Here is a 12,205-nt window from a genome sequence, read left to right on the forward strand (position 1 = left end):
GATCAGTCGGCCTGGCTGCCGTCGGATGCGGTCGATCCCATCCGGAGGTCGACGTCGCCGGTGCCGAGCTTGATCGGCTTGCCGACGATGACGTTCTCCGTGACGCCGTCTAAGTCGTCGACCTCGCCGTGGATCGCGGCGTTGAGCAGGTGGTTGACCGTCACCTCGAACGCTGCACGGGCTAACACGGACTCCTTCGAGCCCGAAATGCCGTGCCGGCCGATGGACTCGATCTCGCCGCGGTTAGTCATGATGTCCGCGACGAGCATCAGGTGTCGAACGTTTACGTCGTCCAGCCCCTGTTCGGCGAGCGTGTTATTCGTCTCCTCGATGATGGCCTCGCGGGCCGCCTCGATGCCGAGGTTACGCCGGATCTCGTGGATGTTGTTACACGTCGTCCGCGAGGCGTCGACGCCCTCGATCTCGAGCACGTCGCCGAAGGCCGACCCCTCGGTGTAGAGGACGAACTCCTCGCCCTCCTCGAGTTCCTCGCGACGGATGACGACGCGGGAGATATCCTCGATCCCCTTGAAGGTGATGTCGCGAAGCTCCTCGACCAGTTGTAGTAAGTCGCGGTAGGACGGTTCCTCGGGACCGAACTGGATCTGGGTCCCCTGTTGGACCGCGCTCACACCGAGGGAGTCCTCGATGATCTCGGCGACCTCCTCGGGCGTGATCATCCGCTCGCGGAGGGTATCCTCGTTGAGCGAGATTTGGACGCGCATGTCCGCGACGTTCGTCGAGACGTCGCCCAGCGCGAGGATTTTGGTCGCTTCGATGTTCCAGACGACCTCGTGGGCCTTCTCGCGTTCGGTGGCGTACTCGCCCTCGAGGTAGACAGTCATCATCGGCGTGTCCGGGGTCTTCCGAGCGTCGACCAGTTCGATCAGCCGCGGCAGCCCCTGGGTCACGTCGATTTCGGCGACCCCCGCGTAGTGGAACGTGTTCATCGTCAGCTGCGTGCCGGGTTCGCCGATCGACTGCGCGCTGACGGTGCCGACGGGGTCGAGCGGATCAACTCGCGTATCCAGATAGCGAGTCTCGACGGCCTTTGCGAGTTCGTCGGCGTCCTCGACGGTGGCACCGTCGCGGACCTCGAGCGTCTCGTAGACCTCGTTTTTGAGTCGTCGCGGGAGGTCGGTGTCCTCGACGACCGCGATCGAGTCGTCATCGACGTTGTACTCGACCTCAGTCATCGGAGCTCACCTCCGTACCCTCGGTGAGGCGATCGTCGGCGTGCTCGGAGAGGTTCGTCGGCCGCGGGCGCGAGCCGAGGAACTCCTGGCGTTCCTCTTGGGACTCGAACTCGGAGTCGAGGACGCGGTCGGCGATCTGTGCGACGTCGATGTTGTTCTCGTCGTCGGAGGAGACCTTGACCGGCGAGGTGCCGTCCTCGCCGAACTCGAACTGGACGATCGTGTCCGAGGTGTCCCGGACGGTGCCGTCGTACTGCGTCTCGAGTTCGGAAAGGGCGTTGATCAGCCGGCGCTGCAGGTACCCGGATTTCGACGTCCGGACCGCAGTGTCGACCAGCCCCTCGCGGCCCCCCATCGCGTGGAAGAAGAACTCTCGAGGCGTGAGGCCGCTCGTGTAGGAGTTCTCGACGAAGCCGTGTGCCTCCGCCGAGAGGTCGTCCGGCTCGTAGTGAGAGAGGGTGCGGTCCTCGTAACCGCGGTTGATCCGCTCGCCCCGAACCGCCTGCTGGCCGACCGCGCCGGCCATCTGGGTCAGGTTGAGCATGGAACCGCGAGCGCCGGAGTCGGCCATGACGACAGCAGGATTCTCGTCCGAGAAGTGCTCGTCGGCGATGTTCCCGGCGTTGTCACGCGCACGCGAAAGAGTCTGCATGATCTTCATCTCGAGGGTTTCGTCGATCGTCCGCCCCGGCAGACTCTCGAGTTCGCCACGCTCGTAGGCCTCGATCAGTTCCTCGACGCGGTCGTTGGCGTCCTCGATCGTCTCGTCGATGCGGGACTGGGCCTCCTCGGGGATGGTCTCGTCGTCGATCCCGATCGAGAACCCGAAGTGCATGATGGCACGCATCGCCAGCGTCGAGACCTCGTTGATGAAGATCCGGGCGCGGGTGTTGCCGTAGATCTTCGTGATCGTGTCGACGATTTCGCCGCCGAACTCGCCGACCTCGTCCTCGGCGATCGTACCTTGCAGCAACTGGCCGTCCTCGATGACGACCTCGTCGCCGATGGTGCCGGTGAACTCGAGGTTGAGATCGTCGGGCAGGAGTTCGGAGAAGACATCGTAGCCGGTCCAGAACGGCTTGCCCTCGTCGTCGACACCGCTGGGCTCGGGCAGTTCGTCGATCCGGGTCGCACGGAGCAGGTCCAGCGCCTGGGTCTCGTTGAACCGGGGGTTGTCGTTGGTCAGCAGGTACATCCCGGAGATGTGGTCCTGGATGGCCCCGATGATGTTCTCCCCGAAGCGCGGCGAGAGGATCTGTTCTTGAACGCGCATGAGCACGCGGGCCTCGGCGCGGGCCTCCTCGTTTTGCAGCGCGTGCATGTTCATCTCGTCGCCGTCGAAGTCGGCGTTGTATGGCGGACAGACGACGGTGTTCAGCCGGAACGTCTTGTACGGCATGACCACGACCTCGTGGGCCATGATCGACATCCGGTGGAGCGACGGCTGGCGGTTGAAGATGACGATATCGCCGTCGATGAGGTGGCGGTTGACCTCCCAGCCGGCCTCGACCTTCTCGGCGAGTTGCTCGCAGTTCTTCTCGGTCACCTTCAGCCGGCGGCCGTCAGGCCGACGGACGTAGTTCGCGCCGGGGTGTCCCTCGGGGCCGTTCGAGACGAACCGGCGGGCGTCCTGGAGATTGCGCTCGGTGACGTTCATCGTCTGGGTCATCTCCTTGGCGACACGGTCCGGAACGCCGACTTCGTTCAGGCTCAGCGTCGGGTCCGGCGAGATGACGGTTCGGGCGGAGAAGTTCACGCGCTTGCCGGACAGCGAGCCCCGGAAGCGACCCTCCTTGCCTTTCAGCCGCTGAGAGAGGGTCTTGAGCGGCCGGCCGGAGCGGTGTCGCGCCGGCGGCGTGCCCGAGATCTCGTTGTCCATGAACGTCGTGACGTGGTACTGTAGGAGCTCCCAGAGGTCCTCGATGATCAGCTGGGGTGCGCCGGCCTCGCGGTTCTCCATGAACCGCTGGTTGATCCGGATGATGTCGACCAGCTTGTGCGTGAGGTCGTCCTCGGAGCGCTGGCCGTTGTCCAGCGTGATCGACGGTCGCGCGGTGACCGGCGGCACGGGGAGGACGGTGAGGATCATCCACTCCGGCCGGGATCGCTCGGGGTTGATACCGAGGACTTCGATATCCTTGTCCGGGATGTTCTCGAACCAGTCCCGGATGTCGCTCGGCATCAGCTTGTTCGTGTCCTCCTCGGTCAGATCGATATCTAAGGCCTTCTCGATAGCCTTGCGCTGGCTCTCACGCGGCCGGAACGAGCCCGAGAGGATCTCGTTGACTCGAGTGAGTTCGATGTCGGTCTTCTCGGCGAGTTCGTCCGGCGTCGTCCGCTCGACGCCGGCCTCCTCGTCGCCCTGCATCGCGCCGGCGATGCGCTGGGAGTACTCACTAGTGAGGACCTGCTGGACCTCGTAGTAGGTGGTCGGCTTCTCGTGATCGATGTCGTATTGGACCTCACCGCAGAACGGACAGCGATCCTTCTTGCGGGCCTGCCGGATCGCGGCCTTGGTCACGTCGTTTAGGTCCCGGCTTAGCTTCCGGGACTCCTCTAACTGATCGTGGAACTCGTCGCGTTCGTCCTCAGTTAGCAGCAGTCGCGAACACTCTCGGCACGTTCCGCGCAGGAGTCGCCGGATGAGCTTCGTAAAGCCGACGTGGATGACCGGCGCGGCTAGTTCGATGTGGCCGAAGTGGCCGTTACACGACCCCGAGTGCTTCCCGCAGGTCTTGCACTCGAGTCCGGGGTCGATGACGCCCAGCCGCGGGTCCATCAGCCCCATATCGATGGGGAAGCCGTCGTCGTCGTAAGTGTCTGCGGTGATGATTTTCGTCGCGCTCATCTCCCGATATTCCTCGGGCTCCATGAGCCCGAAGGAAATCTGTCCGATGTCTTTTGGTGTGCTGTTTTGCATGGTTTAGACGGCGTCCTCCAGGTCGAGTCGCGGCGCGATACCCAGGGCCTTCATCTCGTCTAACAGGAGTTTGAAGGCGTAGCTCATCTCGATCTCGTGGATATCGGTCTCCTCGTCGCAGTTCGGACAGTAGACGCGCCGTTGTTCGACGTTTTCGACCGCGCTCATCCCGCAGTTCGCACAGACGTGGATGAACTCGCGGTCGGACTCGTCTAACAGTCGTTCCTTCAGCGTCATGGCCGCCCCGTGGCCGATGAACACGTCGCGTTCCATCTCCCCGATACGCAGCCCGCCCTCGCGGGCACGACCCTCAGTCGGCTGCCGAGTGAGCACCTGCACCGGCCCGCGCGAGCGGGCGTGCAGCTTGTTCGAGACCATGTGGTAGAGCTTCTGGTAGAAGATCACGCCGACGAAGATCTCCGCCTCGATCTTCTCGCCAGTGATGCCCGAATACATGGTCTCCTTGCCGGCCGAATCGAAGCCGGCATCCTCGAGTCCCTCGCGAAGTTCGTCTTTGTCCTCGCCGAGGAACGGCGTCCCGTCGACGCGACGGCCCTCCATCGCGCCGAGTTTGCCACCGATCATCTCGAGGATATGGCCGACGGTCATCCGCGAGGGCAGCGCGTGGGGATTGAGCACGAGGTCGGGCACCACGCCCTCCTCTGTGAAGGGCATGTCCTCCTGCGGTGCGAGGTGGCCGACGACTCCCTTCTGGCCGTGGCGGCTGGCGAACTTGTCCCCGAGTTCGGGGATGCGCTCGTCGCGCACCGAGACCTTCGAGAGCTTCGAACCGTCCTCGCCCTCCATGAGGGTGACGGTGTCGACGATGCCGGACTCGCCCGAGCGCATGGTGACGGAGGTTTCGCGCCGTTTCTGCGGCGAGAGACCGCCCATATCGTCGGGTTCCTCTAAGAACCGCGGCGGGCTCGTCTTCCCGAGCAGGACGGAGTTCTCGTCGACATCCGTCTCGGGGTTGACGAGGCCGTCCTCGTCTAAGTGGTTGTAGGCTTCCTCACCGCGGGCACCGCGGACGTCCTGGCTCGGGATCTCGAAGCGGTCTTCTTGACCGCCAGGGTAACGCCGTTCCTCGCCCTCGTAGGTGCGGAAGAAATGGGAGCGAGCGAGCGCACGCTCGACGCTGGCCTTGTTCATGACCAGCGCGTCCTCGATGTTGAACCCCTCGTAGCTCATCACGGCGACGACGAAGTTCTGCGCCGCCGGGCGCTCGTCGTACCCGATCTGCTCGGTCGTCTGGGTTTTGACCATCGAGAGCTGCGGGTAGTGCAGCAGGTGCTGGCGCGTGTCCGGTCGAATTCGGTAGTTCGCGCTCGGCAGCCCCAGCGACTGCTTGATCATCCCCGCACCCATCGTAATACGCGGTGAGGCGTTGTGCTCGGGGTAGGGGATCATCCCCGCGCCGATCGAGAAGATCAGCGATGGGTCGATCTCGAGGTGTGTATGTTTCTCGGTCAGATCGTCCTCGTCGACGGCGACCAAGATGTCCTCTTCCTCCTCGGCGTCGATGAACTCGATGTAACCGTGATCGACGAGATCCTCGAACTCGAGGTCGCCGTCTTCGAGCGCCTCGATCTCCTGGTCGGAGATGCGGGGTTCGCCGTCCTCGACGACCAACAGCGGTCGTCGGGCGCGACCCGCATCGGCGTTGACGATTACTTCGCGAGTGCGATCTTTCACCGAGACGTTGACCATCTCGGAGACATCGCCGATACGACGCGCTTCGCGGATCTGTTCTGCCAGTTCGTGCGGATCGGGATGGGTCCCCACCAGCGACCCGTTGACGTAGACTTTCGCCTCTCGTTCTTGGCTGCTCATGATTTATCAGTCGTCTGCGGCCGATGTCGTCCGTTCGATCCCCTCGAGGCCGGGAATGCCCTCGACGCCCATCGATGCCAGTTCGCGTTTGAGTTCCTGTTCGTCCTCGACGTTCTGGGAGAGCTCCATCGACTGCGCGAAGTTCTTCACCAGTCCGCAGTTTGGACCCTCCGGCGTCTCGGAGGGGCCGATGCGACCCCACTGAGTCGCGTGCAGGTCCCGCGCCTCGAAGTGCGGTTGCGAGCGCGAGAGCGGGCTACGAAGCCGGCGAAGGTGTGAAAGAACGCCCATGAAGTCCGTTCGGTCGACCAGCTGGGAGACGCCGGAACGGCCACCGACCCAGTTGCCCGTCGCAATCGGGTGCTCGAGACGTTCGGTCAGCACGTCGGATCGAACGACAGTGTTCACCGAGAGCTGTCGGTTGCGCATGTTGGCGCGCTCGAGCTGGTATTTCACGTCCCGGGCCAGCTTGTTCAGTGCGGTCCGGAACAGGTCTTTCATCAGGTCGCCGCTGACCTTCAGGCGCTTGTTCGCGTAGTGGTCCTTGTCGTCGGCCTCACGGCGGCCCAGCGCGAGTTCGAAGCAGGCCTCGGCCATCCGACAGAGGTAATGGGCCTTGTTGATCCGAACGTCTTCCTCCTCGACGCCGTCCTCGTGGAGGTGTGGCAGGAGGTATCGATCGATGACGTAGTTCGCGCGCTTGAGCTGGTAGTTTTTGCCCTGGCCGGAGGCGACCCGTTTCCCGAGGGCTTCGATGGCCTCTTCCTCGGTCTGGACCTCCGCTTCCTCCAAGTTCTCGAGCATGTACTTGACGACCTCGGGGTCGTTCGAGACCTTGTGGACGATCTCCTCGTCCGACTCGAGGCCTAATGCGCGCACGAGAGTGACGAAGTTGATTGAACCCGATACGGAGGGGAACGAGACCTCGAGCAGGCCGTCGCGCGTCCGTTCACAGAGCACCAGCGCACGGTAGCCACGGCGCTGGGAGAACGTCTTGGCGACCTGGATCTCATCGCCGTACTTGGTGTCGTATTCGGCGAGGATTTTGTTCGGCGCGAGGTCCTCGCTGGTCATCAACACTCGCTCGGAGCCGTTGACGATGAAGTAGCCGCCGGGGTCGGCGGGGTCTTCGCCGATCTCGATCAGTTCCTCGTCGGAGAAGCCGGCGATGTTACACTTGTCGGAGCCAACCATAACCGGCATCCGACCGATCTTCGTCTCGGTCGAGTCGACGACTCGTTGGTCGCCCTCCTCGCCCTTGACGATGGACATTTCCATGAATACCGGCGCGGAATAGGTGATGTTACGAAGCCGGGCCTCCTGCGGGTAGAGGAGCTCCTCGGAGCCGTCGGCCTCCCGAACCCGCGGAGTGACGACGCGAACGTCGCCCAGTTCGACGTGGACCGGCTCCTCGCCTTCCTTATCGCCGATGTCCGTGTCGATCGTCTCCTTCTCGTCGACGACCTCCTGCATCCCTCGGTTGAGGAAGGAGTTAAAGGAGCGATAGTGGTGTTCGGCGATCCGTTCCTTCGAGAAATATTCGCGCGAGATCTCTCGCCGTTCGTCGCGGTTGAGTTCCATTGCCATTTATTCCACCACAAGTCGGTATACGACTGCTTGGTCGGTTGTTCGCGAGTCCCGGACGATCTTGATTACATCGCCGATCTCGGCGTCGTCCGGCAGAGCGGGATCGTTGCGCTCGATCTTCGGTAAATCTGTACGGTCGATATCGTATTCCTCGAGCACCTCGTCGAGGACATCCTCCTCGAGGACCGTGTGCTCGGGAACCAGGTCGTGTTGGCTTACGTCTACCATGGATTGGTGTGGGTGTGCATGTCGGCTATCGGGAGAGAAGCGGCTGTCACGAGATACTACAGGTAGATACCGGCGGGAGGCATTTAACGGTTACTAACTCGACGCACAAGCAGGGCTACCCGGTCGGACGAACCGGACCGGAACGAACGATCTCATTCGAACGTATCCGGTTCTCGGTTATATTCCTTGTGGGTCGTGCGATGTTGTGGCACGATGTGGGCGACAGACCCGGGCTCGAGGGAGCGATCGTGCTGAGGCTGGCCGTACCACACGCTCTCCGATTGAAAAGCCTTAATACCACCAGCGGGCAACGGTGTATTGCAAGCCCGGGTGGTGTAGTGGCCCATCATACGACCCTGTCACGGTCGTGACGCGGGTTCAAATCCCGCCTCGGGCGCTTTTCCGCAAAATCAATCGACGAGTGAAACGAGCTATTAGCTTCGGATTCGTAGTGGAAACGTCGCTTCGTAGGGAAAACCGGCTAATCGGTAGTCACCACCGACCCAGTGTGAGGCAGACAGACACACACGAAGACACAAGAACCAAATTCTGTCAGCAATCGATGATAACGATAGAGGAGCAAAACCCTTAATACTTCGACGGGGAAACGGAGAGTTGCGAGCCCGGGTGGTGTAGTGGCCCATCATACGACCCTGTCACGGTCGTGACGCGGGTTCAAATCCCGCCTCGGGCGTTTTCTCGACGGCTGATCCGTGAGCAGCTGGTTTGTTGTGGTGTGACTGACTGAATTCCGAACACCGATCAGACGAGTAGCGAAAGCAGGCTCTAAACGGTTAGCATAGGTAGGAGCCATATCCGAATGTATTAGTGCCCCTGTGATACCCACTAATGTGAGCCGACGAGCACATCGGCGGACGGCCGTCCGTGACGACAATCCGTCGGCACCACCAGGGCAATGACGAAACCGATCACCGTACTCGTCGTCGATAACGAACCCGGCTTCCCGGAACTGGCCGGCGAGATGCTCGAGCGCGAGCGCGATTCGATCACCGCGCTCGCAGCGACCGATGGCACGGAGGCGCTGTCGATACTCGAGCGCCGGGAGATCGACTGTATCGTCAGCGATTACGAGATGCCGGAGATGACGGGACTGGAGTTGCTCGAGACGGTTCGCGAGGAGGACCGCGATCTACCGTTCGTGTTGTTTACAGGGCGAGGATCCGAGGAGATCGCCAGCGAGGCAATCGCAGCAGGGGTGACCCAGTACCTCCAGAAGGGGTCGGGTAACGAACAGTATGCGTTGCTGGCGAATCAGATCACGAACGCGGTTGCGCAGTATCGCACCGAGACGGAGCTTCGAGAGAGCGAGCGCCGCTACGAACGGACGCTGACGACGTTACACGAGACGACGCGGGATCTGATGCGGGCGGAGACCAAAGCGGAGATCTATCGGTCGGCGGTCGAAACGGCGGGCGAGATTCTCGACGTGGCGGTCGCGGCGGCCTACGCATTCGAGCCGACGGACGGCGTGCTCGAGCACGCGGCGTCGACGCGGCGGTCTCCCGGACGGATCGATCCGGAACGGACCTTCGAACGCGGCGAGGGACTTGTCTGGGAGGTATTTTCGGAGGGCGAAAGCGCCTATTACGAGGACGTAACCTGCGAGGACAGCGAGGGGTTGGAAGCACCGTGTGTGGACGGCGAAGCCGTCGACGGCGTCGAACCCGCGAAGAGGGCGAGCCGAAGCGAACTGATCGTGCCGCTCGGGACCCACGGCGTTCTCGTTGCCGGGACCGAGGGCGTCGACGGGTTCGACGAGACGATGACCGAGCTCTTGCACATCCTCGGGGCGAACACCGAGGCCGCGCTCGATCGCGCCGAACGCGAGCAGTTGCTCCGCGACCACGATCGGACGCTCACGCAGCAAAACGAGGAACTAACGCGGCTCAATCACACCAACGAGATCGTTCGCGAGATCAACCACGGCGTTGCACAAGCGTCGACGCGAACGGCGATCGAGGAGACGGTGTGTGATCGCCTCGCAGAGACTGATCGGTACCGCTTCGCCTGGATCGGCGCGAGCGATGACGATCCGCCGATTCCGACCGCCTGGTCCGGTATCGACACGGCCTACATCGATCGGATCCGTGACGATGGCGAGTGCGCGCCCGAGATCGACCTCGTCCGCGACGTCCTCGAATCGAGCCGGGTGCGACTGATAGACGACGTCCTCGAGACTGGGGGGTGGCAGGCGCGACGGAAGGCGGCGTTGACATACGGGTTTCAGACGGTCCTCGGCGTCCCGTTGACCGCCGGTGAGCGCAAGTACGGTGTACTAGTAGTACACGTCGCAGGAGCCGATTCGATCGGCGAGCGCGAACGCGAAGTGTTGGCAGAACTCGGGGAGACGATCGGGCACGCGCTCCGGTCGGTAGAGCGGACCAAGGCGATGCTCACCGACAGCCGGCTCGAGCTCGAACTCGCCGTGAGTGACTCGCGTCTGTTACTCAATCGGCTGTCAGAGCACGCGCCGAACGCGGAACCGATAACGCTCGAGGGCGTCGTCGATCGGGGCGAGAACGGGATCGTCCTGTTTCTCAGCGCGCCGACGACAGCGGAGCTCGCATCGCTCGAGGACGCGTGGGCGTCGATCGAAACGCTCTCTGTCGTCTCCGAGGGGGACGACGAGACGCTGTTCGAACTGACGGTGACGTCGACGCCGCTTCTCAGTGTTTTGCGGACGTACGACGTACAGATACGGATAGCGACGGCCAACGGTGGCACGTCCACGCTCATACTCGAGGTGCCACAGCAGGTCGAGACGCGGTCGTTAGTCGAGGCGATCGGAGAGGAGTATCCCGAATCGGAACTGATCGCCAAACGAGAGACGACCGACACGCCGTCGGCGCGACAGCTCGATACGCATCTCGCGGAACGGCTGACGGACAAACAGTTCGAAGCGCTGCAGGCAGCACACTACAGCGGGTTCTTCGAGTGGCCCCGGGAAAGCACCGGGGAGGACCTCGCAAGTGCGCTGGACGTGTCTCCGCCAACGTATCACTACCACCTTCGCGCAGCAGAGCGCAAGCTCGTCACGTTGGCGTTTGATGGGACATCTAATTGATTAGTACCGGGTCACCAGAGTACCAAAGAGTTAGAAGGTATACTTAACAAGCACCCGGACTTACCCGTAAGTGGCGATCTGAGATAGACTGTCGCCACCCCCTAATCCCCCACCCCCTTTCCCCCTTAGACCAACAATCGATAGCGACGGCACTCGCGTAGTCGGTCGACCGGTCTCTGCAGTATCGAGTCGGATTCTCCCGCACGGTCAGTGCGATCACCGACGAGCGCCAGCTTCGGACGTGTCATCGCCATCCTTGGCTCGAGTCCCGACGAGTCGGTGCCGGCGGGTAGTCGTCGGCGCTGACGCGGCACGTACTAATTAATTAGTGCCATTGTCTGAACTCCACCAAACGATTAGAAGTCATATTTACTGTCCCGTAGTTCGTACCGATAGATGGCGGCGAGAGACAGACTGTCGCCACCCCCCACTCCCCCCCCCCCACCCCCCATCCTTTCCCCCTTCCGCGTTTCGAGAGTTACCCGGCTGAGCGGTGCGAGCCGAACGACGGGCCGGGTGCCGCTTTTCGACGGCTCATCGGCGCTTCGCCGGTGAGCCCGTCAAAAGCAGCGTTCTACCGCGATCGGCCGCGCTGTGAGTTGCCGTCGGTCGTCTCCTCCCACTCGATCCAATCCTGTTCCCAGCCGCGGCGAGATTCGGCGCGCCGCCGGGCGCGTTCGCGGTCCTCGCGGGTCGTTCGGTTGCGTTCGACGGCACCCGACTGTTCGCCCTCGACCAGCAACGGATCGAACGAAACGGGGTCAAACCGATCGGTCTCGCCGTCGGCCGAGACGGAGACGAGTGACTGGCGGTGCGTCCCTCGTGGAAACACCAGCCGTCCCCCCTTGGCGAGTTGCTCGAGCAGCGGGCGAGGCGGCTCGACGGCGGCCGCCTCGAGCAGGATTCGGTCGAACGGAGCGTATTCGGGGAGACCGTTCGCGCCGTCGCGGCAGTCGACGAGGACGCCGTCGTATCCAATTTCGGCGAGGTTGCTGCGTGCCTCGACGACGAGCGGTCGCGAGATGTCGACGGCGTGGACGTTGGTCTCGCCGACGAGTTCGGCGGCGACGGCAGCCGTGTAACCGACGCCGACGCCGACGATCAGGACGGAGTCGTCGTCCTCGAGTGCCAGCGCCTGGAGGAGGCGAGCGGCCGTCCGCGGGGCGAGGACGCGAGTTCCGAGCGCCTCGTGCTCTCGGTCCGCATAGGCCGTCCGCTCGTCGTCGACGAACACGTGGCGCGGGACGTCACGCATCGCGACGGCCACGTCTTCGTCGACCAAGACGTTCTTGGGCGCGGCCTCGAGGCCGTCGACCATGTCCTCTCGCAGTACCGCGGGGTCCATACGCCAGCTAT

General features: G+C 62.9%; 7 protein-coding genes and 2 tRNA genes. 3 read left to right on the top strand and 6 right to left on the bottom strand.

The features are described 5' to 3' along the window. Positions 1-2 precede the first annotated feature (2 nt). From rpoA2 to ACJ70B_RS07630, 5 genes are read right to left on the bottom strand one after another with little or no spacing between them, the layout of a single operon-like run. Positions 3-1,196, bottom strand: a complete 1,194-nt coding sequence (rpoA2, locus tag ACJ70B_RS07610; protein WP_408959803.1) for a DNA-directed RNA polymerase subunit A'' — start codon at positions 1,194-1,196, stop codon at positions 3-5. Continuing rightward, positions 1,189-4,116 (bottom strand): DNA-directed RNA polymerase subunit A', encoded by a 2,928-nt coding sequence (locus tag ACJ70B_RS07615; RefSeq protein WP_408959804.1) that lies wholly within the window; start codon positions 4,114-4,116, stop codon positions 1,189-1,191. The genes rpoA2 and ACJ70B_RS07615 overlap by 8 nt, the downstream gene beginning before the upstream one ends. Positions 4,117-4,119: 3 nt before the next feature. Further along, the gene (rpoB, locus tag ACJ70B_RS07620) at positions 4,120-5,949 is read right to left on the bottom strand and encodes a DNA-directed RNA polymerase subunit B (RefSeq protein WP_408959805.1); all 1,830 of its coding nucleotides are present in this window, start codon (positions 5,947-5,949) and stop codon (positions 4,120-4,122) included. A gap of 6 nt (positions 5,950-5,955) precedes the next feature. Then, positions 5,956-7,536 (bottom strand): DNA-directed RNA polymerase subunit B'', encoded by a 1,581-nt coding sequence (locus tag ACJ70B_RS07625; protein ID WP_408959806.1) that lies wholly within the window; start codon positions 7,534-7,536, stop codon positions 5,956-5,958. Then, the gene (locus ACJ70B_RS07630; protein ID WP_408959807.1) at positions 7,537-7,764 is read right to left on the bottom strand and encodes a DNA-directed RNA polymerase subunit H; all 228 of its coding nucleotides are present in this window, start codon (positions 7,762-7,764) and stop codon (positions 7,537-7,539) included. A 324-nt stretch (positions 7,765-8,088) separates the two neighbouring features. On the opposite strand from ACJ70B_RS07630, the gene ACJ70B_RS07635 reads away from it, so the two are divergent. The 3 genes from ACJ70B_RS07635 (at position 8,089) to ACJ70B_RS07645 (ending at position 10,849) form a co-directional block, all read left to right on the top strand. Further along, a tRNA-Asp gene (locus ACJ70B_RS07635) sits at positions 8,089-8,161 on the top strand. 224 nt (positions 8,162-8,385) lie between these two features. Further along, a tRNA-Asp gene (locus ACJ70B_RS07640) sits at positions 8,386-8,458 on the top strand. 222 nt (positions 8,459-8,680) lie between these two features. Then, entirely contained in the window at positions 8,681-10,849 is a 2,169-nt protein-coding gene (locus ACJ70B_RS07645) for a bacterio-opsin activator domain-containing protein (protein WP_408959808.1), read from the top strand. Positions 10,850-11,423: 574 nt separating this feature from the next. Here ACJ70B_RS07645 and ACJ70B_RS07650 read toward each other — a convergent pair. Next, entirely contained in the window at positions 11,424-12,194 is a 771-nt protein-coding gene (locus ACJ70B_RS07650; RefSeq protein WP_408959809.1) for a protein-L-isoaspartate O-methyltransferase family protein, read from the bottom strand. Positions 12,195-12,205 lie beyond the last annotated feature (11 nt).

The organism is Natrinema sp. 74, assembly GCF_046097095.1.
Taxonomy (GTDB): Archaea; Halobacteriota; Halobacteria; order Halobacteriales; family Natrialbaceae; genus Natrinema.

Coding starts and splice junctions, on each gene's coding strand:
- rpoA2 (WP_408959803.1), bottom strand. CDS start 1,196: ATGACTGAGGTCGAGTACAACGTCGATGACGACTCGATCGCGGTCGTC.
- ACJ70B_RS07615 (WP_408959804.1), bottom strand. CDS start 4,116: ATGCAAAACAGCACACCAAAAGACATCGGACAGATTTCCTTCGGGCTC.
- rpoB (WP_408959805.1), bottom strand. CDS start 5,949: ATGAGCAGCCAAGAACGAGAGGCGAAAGTCTACGTCAACGGGTCGCTG.
- ACJ70B_RS07625 (WP_408959806.1), bottom strand. CDS start 7,536: ATGGCAATGGAACTCAACCGCGACGAACGGCGAGAGATCTCGCGCGAA.
- ACJ70B_RS07630 (WP_408959807.1), bottom strand. CDS start 7,764: ATGGTAGACGTAAGCCAACACGACCTGGTTCCCGAGCACACGGTCCTC.
- ACJ70B_RS07645 (WP_408959808.1), top strand. CDS start 8,681: ATGACGAAACCGATCACCGTACTCGTCGTCGATAACGAACCCGGCTTC.
- ACJ70B_RS07650 (WP_408959809.1), bottom strand. CDS start 12,194: ATGGACCCCGCGGTACTGCGAGAGGACATGGTCGACGGCCTCGAGGCC.